This is a genomic window from Pseudomonas sp. NyZ480, from assembly GCF_029537255.1.
Classification (GTDB): Bacteria; Pseudomonadota; Gammaproteobacteria; order Pseudomonadales; family Pseudomonadaceae; genus Aquipseudomonas; species Aquipseudomonas taiwanensis.
Map to the genome: position 1 here is coordinate 845,509 of NZ_CP120626.1, position 15,022 is coordinate 860,530.

12 protein-coding genes are annotated in these 15,022 nt (G+C 62.5%); 7 read left to right on the forward strand and 5 right to left on the reverse strand.

Going from position 1 to position 15,022, the window contains the following annotated elements:
- Window positions 1-165: 165 nt before the first annotated feature.
- From P3R38_RS03765 to ggt, 3 genes are all read left to right on the forward strand, one after another.
- Window positions 166-756 (forward strand): NAD(P)H-dependent oxidoreductase, encoded by a 591-nt coding sequence (locus P3R38_RS03765; protein ID WP_023378687.1) that lies wholly within the window; start codon window positions 166-168, stop codon window positions 754-756.
- A gap of 125 nt (window positions 757-881) precedes the next feature.
- A complete protein-coding gene (locus tag P3R38_RS03770; protein WP_104882167.1) occupies window positions 882-1,778 on the forward strand; it encodes a LysR family transcriptional regulator in 897 nt (298 codons plus the stop codon).
- A gap of 203 nt (window positions 1,779-1,981) precedes the next feature.
- Complete coding sequence (gene ggt, locus P3R38_RS03775; protein WP_023378689.1) at window positions 1,982-3,649, forward strand: gamma-glutamyltransferase; 1,668 nt, start codon at window positions 1,982-1,984, stop codon at window positions 3,647-3,649.
- A 108-nt stretch (window positions 3,650-3,757) separates the two neighbouring features.
- Here ggt and P3R38_RS03780 read toward each other — a convergent pair whose 3' ends face one another.
- Both P3R38_RS03780 and P3R38_RS03785 read right to left on the reverse strand, forming a co-directional pair.
- Window positions 3,758-5,677, reverse strand: coding sequence for a methyl-accepting chemotaxis protein (locus P3R38_RS03780; protein ID WP_023378690.1), 1,920 nt, complete (start codon window positions 5,675-5,677; stop codon window positions 3,758-3,760).
- Window positions 5,678-5,869: 192 nt separating this feature from the next.
- Complete coding sequence (locus tag P3R38_RS03785) at window positions 5,870-6,754, reverse strand: neutral zinc metallopeptidase (protein WP_023378691.1); 885 nt, start codon at window positions 6,752-6,754, stop codon at window positions 5,870-5,872.
- Between the two features lie 201 nt (window positions 6,755-6,955).
- Here P3R38_RS03785 and pcaH point away from each other — a divergent pair, with 201 nt between their 5' ends.
- Both pcaH and pcaG read left to right on the forward strand, forming a co-directional pair.
- A complete protein-coding gene (gene pcaH, locus P3R38_RS03790; protein ID WP_023378692.1) occupies window positions 6,956-7,675 on the forward strand; it encodes a protocatechuate 3,4-dioxygenase subunit beta in 720 nt (239 codons plus the stop codon).
- Window positions 7,676-7,685: 10 nt separating this feature from the next.
- Window positions 7,686-8,291 carry a protocatechuate 3,4-dioxygenase subunit alpha gene (gene pcaG, locus P3R38_RS03795; protein ID WP_023378693.1) on the forward strand — a complete coding sequence of 202 codons (606 nt, stop codon included), beginning with the start codon at window positions 7,686-7,688 and terminating at the stop codon, window positions 8,289-8,291.
- Window positions 8,292-8,393: 102 nt separating this feature from the next.
- Here pcaG and trmA read toward each other — a convergent pair whose 3' ends face one another.
- The 3 genes from trmA to P3R38_RS03810 all read right to left on the reverse strand — a co-directional run bounded on the left by trmA (window position 8,394) and on the right by P3R38_RS03810 (window position 12,205).
- The gene (gene trmA / locus P3R38_RS03800; protein ID WP_023378694.1) at window positions 8,394-9,479 is read right to left on the reverse strand and encodes a tRNA (uridine(54)-C5)-methyltransferase TrmA; all 1,086 of its coding nucleotides are present in this window, start codon (window positions 9,477-9,479) and stop codon (window positions 8,394-8,396) included.
- Complete coding sequence (locus P3R38_RS03805) at window positions 9,476-10,771, reverse strand: NCS2 family permease (protein WP_023378695.1); 1,296 nt, start codon at window positions 10,769-10,771, stop codon at window positions 9,476-9,478. The genes trmA and P3R38_RS03805 overlap by 4 nt, the downstream gene beginning before the upstream one ends.
- A 213-nt stretch (window positions 10,772-10,984) precedes the next feature.
- Window positions 10,985-12,205 carry an MFS transporter gene (locus P3R38_RS03810; RefSeq protein WP_023378696.1) on the reverse strand — a complete coding sequence of 407 codons (1,221 nt, stop codon included), beginning with the start codon at window positions 12,203-12,205 and terminating at the stop codon, window positions 10,985-10,987.
- Between the two features lie 358 nt (window positions 12,206-12,563).
- Between P3R38_RS03810 and P3R38_RS03815 the strand changes: the two genes are divergently transcribed.
- Window positions 12,564-14,000 (forward strand): cytochrome ubiquinol oxidase subunit I, encoded by a 1,437-nt coding sequence (locus tag P3R38_RS03815; protein WP_023378697.1) that lies wholly within the window; start codon window positions 12,564-12,566, stop codon window positions 13,998-14,000.
- 3 nt (window positions 14,001-14,003) lie between these two features.
- Window positions 14,004-15,011: a cytochrome d ubiquinol oxidase subunit II gene (gene cydB, locus P3R38_RS03820; RefSeq protein ID WP_023378698.1), complete on the forward strand. Its 1,008-nt coding sequence runs from the start codon at window positions 14,004-14,006 to the stop codon at window positions 15,009-15,011.
- The last annotated feature ends 11 nt before the right edge of the window (window positions 15,012-15,022 follow it).

Here is a 15,022-nt window from a genome sequence, read left to right on the forward strand (position 1 = left end):
GATTCTAAGGCAACAATGGCCGAACCATTGATGATTTCAAGGCAAAAGTATTTTGCCCCAAGGCCGCTTTTTCTCAGCTTGCCCGCTCCGTAACCTGCCGCCATCCCATTCGGCTCGATCGGCAGGCGCAGCGCCTCGGATCGACACCCACGTTCGAGGTTACCCATGAAAAAGATCCTGTTGCTCAACGGCGGCAAGCAGTTCGCCCATTCCGACGGTCGTCTGAACCAGACCCTGCACGATGCGGCGGTTGCCTACCTGGACCGCGCCGGTTTCGATGTGCGGGAAACGTTCATCGATGGCGGCTACGACGTCGCTGAAGAAGTGCAGAAGTACCTGTGGGCCGATGTGGTCATCTACCAGATGCCAGGTTGGTGGATGGGCGCGCCGTGGACCGTGAAGAAGTACATCGACGAAGTCTTTACCGCAGGCCATGGCAGCCTCTACGCCAACGATGGTCGCACCCGGTCGGATGCCTCGCAGAAGTACGGCAGCGGCGGACTCGTGCAGGGCAAGCAGTACATGATTTCGGCGACCTGGAATGCTCCTGAGCAAGCCTTCGACGACCCGACCGACTTCTTCGAAGGTAAAGGTGTGGATGCGGTGTACTTCCCGTTCCACAAGGCCAATCAGTTCCTCGGCATGACTGGTTTGCCGACGTTCCTGGCGGTGGATGTGATGAAGCGGCCTGACGTACCGGCGGCGCTGGCAGCGTATGAGGCGCACCTGGGAGAGGTGTTCGGCAAGCAAGGGTAACGGTTTCGCGGTGCCTGTGCCGGCCTCATCGTCGGCGAGCCGGCGCCTGCAGGCACTGTGCTTGACTTGCGCAGTGCCCGGCGACCCGCTATCAATCACAGCACTTTTCGATACAGGCCTGCCACGTGAAAACCCGATCCGAAGAACTCCAGGTTTTCGTCGCCGTTATCGACAGCGGCTCCATTTCCGCCGCTGCCGAGCAACTGGGCCAGACGCCGTCTGCTGTCAGCCGCACCCTGTCGCGTCTGGAGGCCAAACTCGATACCACGCTGGTCAACCGTACCACCCGACGCATGGACCTGACCGAAGAAGGCCGCTTCTTCCTTGAGCGCTCGCGGCTCGTCCTCGAACAGATGGATGAAATGGAAGAGCGTCTGTCGATGAACCGCCAGACCCCCTCCGGCCGCCTGCGTATCAACGCCGCTGCCCCGTTTATGCTCCATGCCATCCTGCCGTGGATTGGCGAGTTCCGGCGCCTGTACCCCGGCATCGAGCTGGAGCTGAACACCGACGACCTGATCATCGACCTTCTGGAGCAAAGCACCGACGTGGCCATTCGCATCGGTGAACTGGCCGATTCGAGCCTGCATGCGCGTTCGCTGGGGTGCAGCCCCGTGCAGGTGCTGGCCAGCCCGGCCTACCTGGAGCGGCACGGCGCGCCGCAGCGAGTGGAAGACCTCGACGACCACTGCTTGCTCGGCTTCAGCCAACCCGAGGTGCTCAATCAATGGCCGCTGCGCCATGCGCACGGCGATCGCTGGACGATTCGTCCGGCACTCATCGCTTCGAGCGGCGAAACCCTGCGGCAGTTGGCCTTGGCGGGAGAGGGCATCGTCAGCCTCTCGCACTTCATGACCCACGAGGACATTCGTACCGGTCGTCTTCAGGTCGTGCTGGGCGATGCCCACAATGGCTACCGGCAGCCGATCAACGCGGTGTACTACCGCAACACGCAATTGGCCCTGCGTATCCAGTGCTTCCTGGATTTCATCCAGAACAAATTGGCGATGTACGCCTGCTGAGTTGCCTGGGGGCGACAATTGCTGTCCAAGGGCGGCGAAAGCTCCTAGGCTCTGTACGAAAAGCCTTGATACTCGGTGATGCTGCGTTGAAAACAGCCTGACCTTCGTCTCAAGACTTTTCACACAGAGTCTAAGGTTGTTTGCACGGTCGGTAAGTTCCGGTATTACTGACCGATCAACAAAAACAACACCAAGGAAGTGTTATGCGTAACGTCCTGTTCACGTCCATGGCTCTCGGAGCCGCGATTCTGAGCTGTTCTTCGGCTTACGCCGTAACCCTTGAGGGCGCAGCGGTGGCTGCACCTGATCAATATGGTGCGCAGGTGGCCGCCGATATCCTGAAGAAAGGCGGCAACGCAGTGGACGCCGCAGTGGCCACTGCCTTCACCCTGGCGGTGACCTACCCTGAGGCAGGCAACATCGGCGGTGGTGGTTTCATGACCCTGTTCGTCGACGGCAAGCCCTATTTCCTCGACTACCGCGAAGTGGCGCCCAAAGCTGCAACGCGCAACATGTACCTGGACGAAAAAGGCGAGGTGATCGAGAACCTCAGCCTGGTCGGCGCCCGCGCAGCAGGCGTGCCTGGCACTGTCATGGGCTTGTGGGAAGCGCACCAGAAGTTCGGCAAGTTGCCCTGGAGCGAACTGCTGACCCCCGCCATCGGCTATGCCAAGAATGGCTTCAAGGTCGCGCAGAAACAGTACCAGTACCGTGACGACGCCCAGGGCCTGTTCAAGGCGGGCACCAACTTCAACGACTACTTTTCCAGCATGAAGGTCGGCGAGCTGTTCAAGCAGCCGGAAATGGCGCAAACCCTCGAGCGCATCGCCGACAAAGGTGCCAGCGAGTTCTACCAGGGCAAGACCGCCGATTTGCTGGTGGCACAGATGCAAGCCGACAAAGGCCTGATCACCAAGGAAGACCTCAAGGACTACAAGGCCATCTGGCGCCAACCGATGGCAATCGACTGGCGTGGCAATGTGGTCTACACCGCTCCGCCGCCCAGCTCGGGAGGCGTTGCCCTGGCGCAATTGCTGGGCATCAAGGCCAACCGCGAAGCTGACTTCAAGGGCGTGGAGCACAACTCGGCGCGCTACATCCACTTGTTGGCCGAAATCGAAAAGCGGGTGTTCGCCGACCGTGCCGACTACCTGGGCGACCCGGCCTTCACCCAGGTGCCGGTGGACAAGCTGATTGCTAAGGACTACCTGGCCAAGCGCGCAGCCCAGGTCAACCCGAATGCCATCTCCGATACCGATGGCGTCAAGCCGGGGCTGGAGTCGCACCAGACCACGCACTTCTCCATCGTCGACAAGCAGGGCAACGCCGTCAGTAACACCTACACCCTGAACCTCGACTACGGCAGCGGCGTAGTGGTCAAGGGGGCGGGCTTCCTGCTCAACGATGAGATGGACGACTTCAGTGCCAAGCCTGGCGCAGCCAATGCCTTCGGTGTGGTGGGAGGCGCGGCCAATGCCATCGAACCTGGCAAACGCATGCTCTCGTCCATGAGCCCGAGCCTGATGACGCGCGATGGCAAGGTGGTGCTGGTGATCGGTACGCCAGGCGGCTCGCGGATCTTCACCTCGATCTTCCAGGTGATGAACAACTTGTACGACTATGGCATGCCGCTTGAGAAGGCAGTCGCGGCCCAGCGCGTGCACCATCAGTTGTTGCCCAAGGACACCCTCTACTATGACAGTTATGCACCGCTCACCGGGCCAGTGGCGGATGAGCTGAGGAAGATGGGTTATGTGCTGGAGGACCAGGGCTGGGAGATGGGTGATATCCAGGCGATCCGGGTGACGGGAGAAAAGCTTGAGACGGCCTCTGACCCGCGTGGACGTGGGGTAGGGATGATCGTCAAGTGATACTGGACTGACCGTGCTGACGCATTCGCGGGTGAACCCGCCCCCACCGGTACGGCGCCTTGCGCCGATTCCGTGGGAGCGGTTCTACCCGCCAAGGCCATCTCTCGGTCAAACGCGGAACTGACTGACCAGCATCTGCAGGTGCCCACCCAGGCGAGCCAGCTCCACGCTGGAGGCCGCCGTCTCGTCACTGGCCGCCGCGGTCTGCTCCGACACATCCCGGACATTGAGGATGCTGCGGCTGATTTCCTCGGCCACGGCGCTCTGCTGCTCGGCCGCTGCCGCGATCTGCTGGTTCATCGACTGGATGTTCGACACCGTACTGGTGATGCTTTCCAGCGATGCACCGGCCTTGCGCGCCAGCTCGACGCTGCTGTCGGTCAGGGTGCGGCTACCTTGCATGGCGTTGGCCACCTGCTGGGTGCCACTTTGCAGGCTGGCCACCAGCTCTTCGATCTCTTCGGTGGATTTCTGCGTACGCTGGGCCAAACCGCGCACCTCGTCGGCGACCACCGCGAAACCACGGCCGGCCTCGCCAGCACGGGCCGCTTCGATGGCGGCGTTCAGGGCCAGCAGGTTGGTCTGCTCGGCGACCGACTTGATCACGTCCATGACGCTGCCTATCTTCTGGCTCTCCTGCTGCAGCAGGTTCATGGCCTCGGTAGAACGGTGTACTTCCTCGGCCAGGCGCTCGATCTGGCTGATCGCTTCACCGACCACGCGATCACCGGCCCGGGCTTCGCCGTCGGCACCGGTGGCGGCATGGGAAGCGTGTTCGGCATTGCGCGCCACTTCCTGAACCGTGGCGGCCATTTCATGCATGGCCGTGGCGACCTGGTCGGTTTCGACTTTCTGGCTGTTGGCGCCGGCGCTGGTCTGCTCGGTGACGGCCGAAAGCTCCTCGGCGGCGCTGGCGATTTGGGTAACCCCGTCGCGAATGCCGGAGATCAGTTCGCGCAGGGTGGTGCCCATGCGGGCGATGCCCTGCTGCAGCACACCGATTTCGTCGCGGCGGGTCACCCGCAGATCGTGGGTGAGGTCGCCGCCAGCGATCCGTTCCACCGCGTGCAAGGTTTCGCGCAGCGGGCGGGTGATCTGGCGGGTGATGATGACCGCCGCCAGCACACCTACCAGCAGTGCCAGCAGGGTGGCGATGGTCTGCAGGCTGCGGGCCTGGGTGCTTTCCGCGTCACGACGCTCAAGTTGGATCTTGTACAGCGCATCGCTGCGCTTGACGATGTCCGCGCCCTGTACGGTCATTTCCGCGCGTGCAGTGGTGATACCGGCGACGGCATCGCGGAACTGACGCACGGCATCCCGGTAGGCCTGCACCGACTGCTCGAACTGCTGCAGGCGGTTGGCGTCGCCAGGCAGTTGGCGCTTGAGGGTTTCGACTTCAGCCAGCGCCGCGTCGAGCTGGCGCAATGCGGCCTGTTCGTTGGCAGCAGTGTTGTCGGCAATGTAGCCGCGTACATCGATGCGCACCTGCAGCAATTGCTGGCGGGTCTTGCTGATCAGTTGGTACTGGGCCAGACGCACGCTGTCGGTCTCTGGGCGGGCCATGACCTCCTCGCTGAGGGTGTCCATGGCTTGGTCAGCCTTGATGGCCGAGCTGTTCATGGCTTCGCGGGCCGCCAGGGAGTTCTTGTAACCGGCGCGCATCTTGTTCAGCGACACCTTGTACTCGCTGATGGTCTGGCCCAGTTCATTGAGCAGCTTGACGTTCTCTGGGCTCTTGAAGGTATTGGCCAGGTATTGCTGCTGCTTGCTGAAGGCATCGAGCTTGGCCTGGGTATTGGCTGCCGCTGCGTCATCGCCGTTGGCGATCATGTATTGCAGGCGCGCGACCCGAAGGTCGGTCAGGTCTTTGTTGAGCTGACCGATGTCGCCCATCCAATTGCTACGGTCGATCAGGCTGCCCAGACTGGTCCAGCCAGTCAGGGCCAGCAGGCCGGTCAGGACAAGGACCAGGCCAAAGCCCAGGCCCAGCTTGAGGTTTACGCTGATGTTGGCGAACCAGCTGTTCATGCACGCTCTCCAGAAAAATGATTTCGCTCGCTTGATCTTCGATCGCTAGGCGTTGTTCTTCTGGGTGCCTGCTGATTCGTGCAGCAGTTATCGGCAAGAAAAACGGAAGCTGAAACGCTTTTTCAGCTGATTTGTAACCTTATGAAAACGTTTGCGTTTTCATAAGGCCGTGGGTGGACTTACCCGTGAATCTCAAAGATTCCGCGCACTGAAGGTATCGCAGCTGTTCACATCCCCCTGGGCGAAACCGGTCTTGAACCAACGCACCCGTTGTTGCGAAGTGCCATGGGTGAACGAATCGGGCACCACGCGGCCTTGGCCCTGCTGTTGCAGGCGGTCGTCACCGATGGCATTGGCGGCATTGAGCGCTTCTTCGACATCACCCGGCTCAAGCCAGTTGAGCCGCTGCTGCGCCTGATAAGCCCAGACGCCGGCCAGGCAGTCTGCCTGCAGTTCCTGGCGTACCAGCAGGCCATTGTCGCCCTCCATGCGCTGGCCGTTGCGCCGCGCGGCATCGACCTTGGCCGACACGCCGAGCAGGGTCTGCACATGGTGACCGATCTCATGGGCGATGACATAGGCTTGGGCGAAGTCGCCTGCGGCAGCGAAACGGGTTTCCATTTCACGGAAGAAGGTCATGTCCAGGTACACCCGTTGGTCCGCCGGGCAGTAGAACGGGCCCACCGCCGCCGAGGCAAAGCCGCAGGCCGAGTTGACCTGGCCGCTGAACAGCACGAGCTTGGGGTCGCGGTATTGCTTGCCGGCCTGGGAGAACAGAGCCTTCCAGGTATCTTCGGTGTCGCCGAGGATCGAGGCGACGAACTCGGCCTGCTCGTCGTTGGCCGGCGGCGCCTTGCCGCCAGCCCCACTGGGGACTTGTTGCTGCTGTTCCATCTGCCCGGCGAGCTGGCCAAGGATCTGCAGAGGGTCCTGTCCGGTGAGCCAGCCAATGCCGACGATCAGTAGGATTGCACCCAGCCCCAGCCCCTTGCCGCCGCCAAAGCGCATGCCGCCGCCACCACCTTCGCCTCGGGCATCGACCACATTGTCGCTGCGTCGGCCTTTTCGCCATTCCATGAAGTGCGCTCCAGAGCGTGAAACATGAAGACATAGGTTAGTTCAGTGCAGCGCAACCTGTTAGCCCTGGGTAGAGATGCATAACCATTTGGTTATGTAATTGGCGCGTGTTTTCAATATTCATCCCGCGCGACTTATCTGAAACTGCAAGTCCGCCTGTCATCCACAGGCGTTCTGATAATTCCAAGAGAGGAAATCGGCATGCCCGCTCAGGACAACAGCCGCTTCGTGATCCGTGATCGCAACTGGCACCCCAAGGCCCTCACGCCCGACTACAAGACGTCCGTTGCCCGCTCTCCGCGCCAGGCTCTGGTCAGTATTCCGCAGTCGATCAGCGAAACCACCGGTCCGGACTTTTCCCACCTGGGCTTTGGCCCGCACGACCATGACCTGCTGCTGAACTTCAACAATGGTGGCCTGCCGATCGGCGAGCGCATCATCGTGTCCGGCCGCGTCGTCGACCAGTACGGCAAGCCTGTGCCGAACACCCTGGTCGAGATGTGGCAAGCCAACGCCGGTGGTCGCTACCGGCACAAGAACGACCGTTACCTGGCGCCGCTGGACCCGAACTTCGGTGGTGTCGGCCGCTGCCTGACCGACCGTGACGGCTACTACAGCTTCCGCACCATCAAGCCCGGTCCGTACCCATGGCGCAACGGCCCGAACGACTGGCGTCCGGCGCACATCCACTTCTCCATCAGCGGCCCGTCGATTGCCACCAAACTGATCACCCAGCTGTACTTCGAAGGTGATCCGTTGATTCCGATGTGCCCGATCGTCAAGTCGATCGCCAACCCCGAAGCCGTGCAGCAGTTGATCGCCAAGCTCGACATGAGCAACGCCAACCCCATGGACTGCCTGGCGTACCGCTTCGACATCGTGCTGCGTGGCCAGCGCAAGACCCACTTCGAGAACTGCTGAGGACCCCGACATGCCCATCGAACTGCTGCCGGAAACCCCTTCGCAAACCGCCGGCCCATACGTACACATCGGCCTGGCCCTGGAAGCGGCCGGCAACCCGACCCGTGCTCAGGAAATCTGGAACTGCCTGGCCAAGCCAGACGCCCCAGGCGAACACATCCTGTTGATCGGCCATGTATATGACGGCAACGGCCACCTGGTGCGGGATTCGTTCCTGGAAGTGTGGCAGGCGGATGCCAACGGCCAGTACCAGGATGCCTTCAACCTGGAAAATGCCTTCAACAGCTTCGGTCGCACCGCCACCACCTTCGATGCGGGTGAGTGGACCTTGCAGACGGTCAAGCCGGGTGTCGTGAAGAACGCTGCGGGCGTGCCCATGGCGCCGCACATCAACATCAGCCTGTTTGCCCGAGGCATCAACATTCATCTGCACACGCGGGTGTATTTCGATGACGAGGCAGATGCCAACGCCAAGTGCCCGGTGCTCAACCTGATCGAGCAGCCGCAGCGCCGCGAGACGCTGATTGCCAAGCGTTGCGAGGTGGATGGGAAGACGGCGTACCGTTTCGATATCCGTATTCAGGGGGAAGGGGAGACAGTCTTCTTCGACTTCTGATTCAAGCCTGGGGCTGCCTTGCAGCCCCTTCGCGACCCAAGGCCGCTGCCACGGATACTGCGATAGCGCGATATTCGTGGCAGCGGCTTCGTCGTTGAGCCGTCAGCGCCGGACCAGCAACACCCCACTCTCCATGTGGTGGGTATAGGGGAACTGGTCGAACAACGCACAGCGCTCGATCTGGTGCGTGTCCTGCAACTGGGCAATGTTGGCCGCCAATGTTTCCGGATTGCACGAGATGTACAGGATCCGCTCGAAACGCCGGGTCAGCTCGCAGGTGTCCGGGTCCATGCCGGCCCGTGGCGGGTCGACGAACACCGTGCCGAACTCATAGCGCTTGAGGTCGATGCCTTCCAGGCGGCGGAACGGGCGAACGTCGTTCAAGGCCTGGGTCAGTTCCTCGGCCGACAGGCGCACCAAGCGCACGTTATCCACCGCGTTCTCGTCGAGGTTGCTCAGTGCGGCATTGACCGAGGTCTTGCTGATCTCGGTGGCCAGCACCTTGCGCACGCGGGTGGCCAGCGGCAGGGTGAAGTTGCCGTTGCCGCAATACAGCTCCAGCAGGTCGTCGTCGCGCTCGCCAATGGCGTCGTAGGCCCAGTTCAGCATCTTCTGGTTCACCGCGCCATTGGGCTGGGTGAACGCACCTTCCGGCTGGCGGTAGCTGAACACGCGGCCCGCCACGTCGAGCTTTTCCACTGCATAGTCACGCCCGACCACCAGCCGCTTGCCCTTGGAACGACCGATGACGCTCACCCCAAGGTCGCTGGCCAGTTGGCGCGCAGCCACTTCCCACGCCTCGTCCAGCGGGCGGTGGTAGCACATCGTGACCATCGCATCGCCGGCCAGGGTGGTGAGGAACTCCACCTGGAACAGGCGGTTTCCCAGTGCCTCGCTGGCCTGCCAGGCCGCTTTCAGGCGCGGCATCAGCGCGTTGATGCGCTCGCTGGCGATGGGGAAATCGTCGATCAGGATCGCCTTGTGTTTCTCCCCGGGGGCGAACATCGCATAGTGACGCTGGCCGTCCTCGCGCCACAGGCGGAACTCGGCCCGCAGGCGGTAGTGTTCGCGGGGCGACTCGAAAACAACCGGCTCCGGCGCGCCGAAGGGCGCCAGCAGCTCTCGCAGCCGGGCTACCTTGGCGTCCAGCTGCGTGGCGTAGGAGGAGGGGTCGAAGACAGCACTCATGCGTTGAACCAGCCCAACTTGATGACGAACAGGATGGAGAGGATCACCAGTGCCGGGTTCAGGTCGCGGTGGCGGCCGGAGATCAGCTTGACGGCGGTCCAGGCGATGAAGCCGAAGGCAATGCCGTTGGCGATCGAGTAGGTCAGCGGCATGGCCAGGGCAGTGACCACCACGGGGGCCGCTTCGGTGACATCGTCCCAGTTTATTTCCGCCAGGCCCGAGGCCATCAGCACCGCGACGAACAGCAGCGCCGGGGCAGTGGCGAAGGCCGGTACGCTACCGGCCAGCGGGGCGAAGAACAGCGCCAGCAGGAACAGCACGGCAACCACGATGGCGGTCAGGCCTGTGCGGCCACCGGCACTCACGCCCGCAGCCGATTCGATGTAGCTGGTGGTGGTCGAGGTGCCCAACAGCGAGCCGGCCATGGCCGCGGTGCTGTCGGCGATCAGGGCGCGGCCCATCTTCGGCATGTGGCCGTCCTTGCCCATCAGGCCGGCGCGCTTGGCCACACCGATCAGGGTACCGGAGTTGTCGAACAGGTCGACGAACAGGAAGGCGAAGATCACGCTGACCAGGCCAATGTCCAGGGCGCCTTTGATGTCCAGCTGCAGGAAGGTCGGTGCCAGCGATGGCGGCATCGAGACCACACCACCGAACGGGGTCACACCCATCAGGATCGAGGCAAGCGTGACCGCCAGGATACCGATCAGGACCGCACCGCGGACCTTGAGCGACTCAAGGCCAACGATCAGGAAGAAGCCCAGGGTGGCGAGAATCGGAGCGGGTTGCTTGAGGTCCCCCAAACCCACCAGGGTGGCAGGGTTATCGACGACGATGCCGGCATTGTGCAAGGCGATCAGCGCCAGGAACAGGCCGATGCCGGCGGCGATCGCCGAGCGCAGCGGCAGCGGGATGCTGTTCACGATCCATTCGCGGATGCGGAAGATCGACAGCAGGAAGAAGCACACCGCCGAGATGAACACTGCACCCAGCGCCACCTGCCAGGTGTGCCCCATATGCAGGACCACGGTGTAGGTGAAGAACGCGTTCAGGCCCATGCCCGGTGCCAGGGCGATCGGGTAGTTGGCGATCAGGCCCATGGTCGTCGAGCCGATGGCCGCGGCCAGGCAGGTGGCGACGAAGATCGCCCCTTTGTCCATGCCGGTCTCGCCGAGGATACTCGGGTTGACGAACAGGATGTAGGCCATGGCCAGGAAGGTGGTGACGCCCGCGAGAATCTCGGTGCGCACATTGGTGTTGTGTGCTCTTAGTTGAAACAGCCTTTCCAGCATGCCCGCTCCCCAAGGCGCCCCCGGCGCCGTGAATGTATCGACCCCATCAGCAAAGCACACGTCGTGGCGAACGGTGGTTTATGTGGGGCGGAAAAAAGCCGCGCATCATACCAGCATGGGGGGCCGGGGAGTATGGCCGTCGGGAGGGCTGTTCGGCCCTATCGCCGGCCAAAGGTACCTCGGCGACGTGCAGGCACCGGTGCAGGCCACGCTTCAGCTGTTGTGAAGCCGATCCCGCTTGGCCAACGTCGGGAACAGTTTTATCCACACCCCAGTCACCACCAGCGTCCCCACGCCACCCAACACGACCGCCGGCACCGTGCCGAACCAGTGCGCCGTGACTCCGGATTCGAACTCTCCGAGTTGGTTCGAGGCACCGATGAACAACCCGTTCACCGCGCTCACCCGCCCGCGCATTTCGTCCGGTGTCTCCAGCTGTACGAAGGCGCCACGGATCACCATGCTGATCATGTCGGCCGCGCCCAGCACCACCAGTACCGCCAGCGAGAACCAGAAAGAGGTGGACAAGCCAAAGGCGATGGTCGCCACGCCGAACACGCCGACAGCGGTGAACATGGTCCGGCCCACTTTGCGCTCCACCGGGAAGCGTGCAAGCCATAGCGACATGAGCAGCGCTCCCACTGCAGGCGCCGAGCGCAGCAGACCAAGGCCCCAGGGGCCGGTGAGCAGGATGTCCTTGGCGAACACTGGCAGCAGCGCGGTGGCTCCGCCCAGCAGCACCGCGAACAAGTCGAGCGATATCGCCCCGAGAATATCGGGGCGGCTGCGGATGAAGCGGATCCCAGCCATCAGCGATTCCAGGCTGGCGCGGCCACGCTGAGTCACCTGCTGGCGGGATTCGAGGCTGAGCATTAGCAGGCAGGCGGTGGCATACAGGGCCACGGTTGGGCCGTATACCCAGATGCTGCCGAAGGCGTACAGGAACCCCCCCACGGCTGGAGCGATGATGGTCGCCGCCTGAGTCGCCGAGGCCGAGGCCGCCACCGCCCGCGGGAACAGTCCAGGCGGCACGACATTGGGCAGCAGGGCCTGGGTGGCCGGCATCTCGAACGAGCGGGTCGCCCCCAGGAGGAAGGCCAGCGCGAAGATCAGCTCGCGGGTGACGTTGTCGGTCAGGCTACCCACGGCCAAGGCCAGTGCGATCAGCCCCTGGAGGCTTTGGCAGAGCGCGGCGACCTTGCGCCGGTCATAGCGGTCGGCGACATGCCCGGTGTGCAGCATGAACAGCACGCGGGGAGCGAACTCCACCAGACCGACCAGGCCCAGGTCGAGGACATTTCCGGTGAGCTGGTAGAGGTGCCAGCCGATGGCCACGGTGAGCATCTGGAAGCCGCTGGCGGTGAACACCCGGGCGAGCCAGAAGGCCAGGAACGGACGGTGGTGACGCAACAACTGCGGTGCGGAATCGGACATCGGAAACCTGTGGGCCTCGGCGCAGTAGAGGGGGCGGCAGGTTACCATCTGTTTGTAACAAGCGGTTACTGTTTGCCCAAATCGGCACTTTTTCACACCCTGGTAAAGTGGGTGGGGCAACCGGTCACGCGGCAATCCACCACACCGCCCAACGGTCCAATCAGGACTATGCTTCCAGAAAATTGTTGACTTGGATCAATCGTTGCGGTTGCAACGATACCGTCAGCGATTTTGGCCTTTTGGCCGGATTCCCTGCAGTCGAACAGAACAATTCCAACGCGCCGCACTCGACTACCGTGGGGGCAGTGGGTGATTGGGCCACACGCCCGGTCGCCGGATTATCTGAAGAGGAAGCACCATGTTCGGCTTAGAAGCCCTTGAGCTCGCCCGAATCCAGTTTGCCTTTACCGTGTCCTTTCACATCTTGTTCCCAGCCATCACCATCGGGCTGGCGAGCTACCTCGCGGTCCTCGAAGGCCTTTGGCTCAAGACCCACAACGATGTCTACCGCGACCTCTACCACTTCTGGTCGAAGATCTTCGCCGTCAACTTCGGCATGGGTGTGGTGTCCGGCCTGGTCATGGCCTATCAGTTCGGCACCAACTGGAGTCGATTCTCCGATTTTGCCGGTGCCGTTACCGGGCCATTGCTGACCTACGAGGTGCTCACGGCGTTCTTCCTCGAAGCCGGTTTCCTGGGTGTCATGCTGTTTGGCTGGAACCGTGTCGGTCGCGGCCTGCACTTCTTCGCCACGGTCATGGTGGCGCTCGGGACCCTGGTCTCGACCTTCTGGATCCTGGCGTCCAACAGCTGGATGCAAACACCCCAGGGCCACGAAATCATCGATGGCCGGGTGGTACCGGTGGACTGGCTGGCGGTGGTGTTCAACCCATCGTTCCCCTACCGCCTGATGCACATGGCCACCGCCGCCTTCGTCGCCACCGCCTTCTTCGTTGGCGCCTCGGCGGCCTGGCACCTGCTGCGCGGCCGGGATAACCCGGCGGTGCGCAAGATGCTGTCGATGGCCATGTGGATGGCCTTGATCGTGGCACCGGTGCAGGCAGTGATCGGTGACTTCCACGGCCTGAACACCCTCAAGCACCAGCCAGTGAAGATCGCCGCCATCGAAGGGCATTGGGAGAACGTGCCCGGCGAGCCGACCCCGCTGATTCTGTTCGGCATCCCTGACATGAAAGCCGAGACCACCCGCTTCAAGATCGAGATTCCCGCACTCGGCAGCCTGATCCTGACCCATAGCCTGGACAAGCAGGTTCCGGCGATGAAAGAGTTCCCGCCTGAGGACCGCCCCAACTCGACCATCGTGTTCTGGTCGTTCCGGGTCATGGTGGGCCTGGGCTTGCTGATGATCTTCGTCGGCCTGTGGAGCCTGTGGCTGCGCAAGCGCGGCACGCTGTACAGCAACCGCCCCTTCCTTTACCTCACCTTGTGGATGGGGCCATCCGGGCTGATCGCCATCCTTGCCGGTTGGTTCACCACTGAAATCGGCCGTCAGCCGTGGGTGGTGTATGGCTTGATGCGCACCTCCGAAGGGGTTTCCAACCATAGCTACTCCCAGCTTGGCTTCACCCTGGTGGCGTTCGTGGTGGTGTACTTCGCCCTGTTCGGTACCGGTCTTGGCTACATGATGCGCCTGGTACGCAAAGGGCCTAAGACAGGTGAGGGCGACGAGCACACGCCCGGGGGTCCTGGCCAGAAACGCACACCGGCGCGGCCGTTGTCCGCCGCCGATGATGGCAAAGAAGCCAACACCGTCAGCCTGAGCAAGGGGAACTGAGCCATGGGTATCGACCTTCCGCTGATCTGGGCGGTGATCATCATCTTCGGCGTCATGATGTATGTCGTGATGGATGGTTTCGACCTGGGAATCGGCATGCTCTTCCCCTTCGTCAAGGGCGAGCGTGACCGCGATGTGATGATGAATACCGTTGCGCCCGTATGGGACGGCAACGAGACCTGGCTGGTCCTGGGCGGGGCAGGACTGTTCGGTGCCTTCCCGATGGCCTATTCGGTGGTGCTCGAAGCGCTGTACCTGCCGCTGATCCTCATGCTGATCGGCCTGATCTTCCGGGGTGTGGCGTTCGAGTTTCGCTTCAAGGCCAAGGCCGACAAGCGCCACATCTGGGACAAGGCCTTCATCTGGGGTTCGCTGGTCGCGACGTTCTTCCAGGGCGTTGCGTTGGGCGCTTTCATCGAGGGCTTCAAGGTCGTCGATCGGCATTTTGCCGGTGGCACCCTCGACTGGTTGACCCCGTTCAGCCTGTTCAGCGGTCTGGGACTGATCGTCGCCTACACACTGCTCGGCTGCACGTGGTTGATCATGAAGACCGAAGGGGCGCTGCAGCAGCAGATGCATGACCTGGCCAAGCCCTTGGCGCTGGTGCTGCTGGTGGTGATCGGTATCGTCAGCCTGTGGACGCCGATTGCCTATCCGCAAATCGCCGACCGCTGGTTCAGCATGCCCAACCTGGTCTGGTTCATGCCGGTGCCGATCCTGGTGCTGGTGACCTTCTACGGGTTGCTCAAGGCGGTGGCGCGCAATGCCCACTACACCCCTTTCCTGTTGACCCTGGTGCTGATTTTCCTCGGCTACAGCGGATTGGGTATCAGCCTGTGGCCGAACATCATCCCGCCGTCGATCTCGATCTGGGATGCCGCGGCACCGCCGCAGAGCCAGGGCTTCATGCTGGTGGGCACCTTGTTCATCCTGCCGTTCATCCTGGGGTATACCTTCTGGAGCTACTACGTGTTCCGCGGCAAGGTGACCCCTGACGACGGCTATCACTAGGAGGGCCGCAC

Bases quoted from the DNA above. Each gene is read 5' to 3' on its own strand.
- P3R38_RS03765 (WP_023378687.1), top strand. From the start codon at position 166: ATGAAAAAGATCCTGTTGCTCAACGGCGGCAAGCAGTTCGCCCATTCC.
- ggt (WP_023378689.1), top strand. From the start codon at position 1,982: ATGCGTAACGTCCTGTTCACGTCCATGGCTCTCGGAGCCGCGATTCTG.
- P3R38_RS03780 (WP_023378690.1), bottom strand. From the start codon at position 5,677: ATGAACAGCTGGTTCGCCAACATCAGCGTAAACCTCAAGCTGGGCCTG.
- P3R38_RS03785 (WP_023378691.1), bottom strand. From the start codon at position 6,754: ATGGAATGGCGAAAAGGCCGACGCAGCGACAATGTGGTCGATGCCCGA.
- pcaH (WP_023378692.1), top strand. From the start codon at position 6,956: ATGCCCGCTCAGGACAACAGCCGCTTCGTGATCCGTGATCGCAACTGG.
- pcaG (WP_023378693.1), top strand. From the start codon at position 7,686: ATGCCCATCGAACTGCTGCCGGAAACCCCTTCGCAAACCGCCGGCCCA.
- trmA (WP_023378694.1), bottom strand. From the start codon at position 9,479: ATGAGTGCTGTCTTCGACCCCTCCTCCTACGCCACGCAGCTGGACGCC.
- P3R38_RS03805 (WP_023378695.1), bottom strand. From the start codon at position 10,771: ATGCTGGAAAGGCTGTTTCAACTAAGAGCACACAACACCAATGTGCGC.
- P3R38_RS03810 (WP_023378696.1), bottom strand. From the start codon at position 12,205: ATGTCCGATTCCGCACCGCAGTTGTTGCGTCACCACCGTCCGTTCCTG.
- P3R38_RS03815 (WP_023378697.1), top strand. From the start codon at position 12,564: ATGTTCGGCTTAGAAGCCCTTGAGCTCGCCCGAATCCAGTTTGCCTTT.
- cydB (WP_023378698.1), top strand. From the start codon at position 14,004: ATGGGTATCGACCTTCCGCTGATCTGGGCGGTGATCATCATCTTCGGC.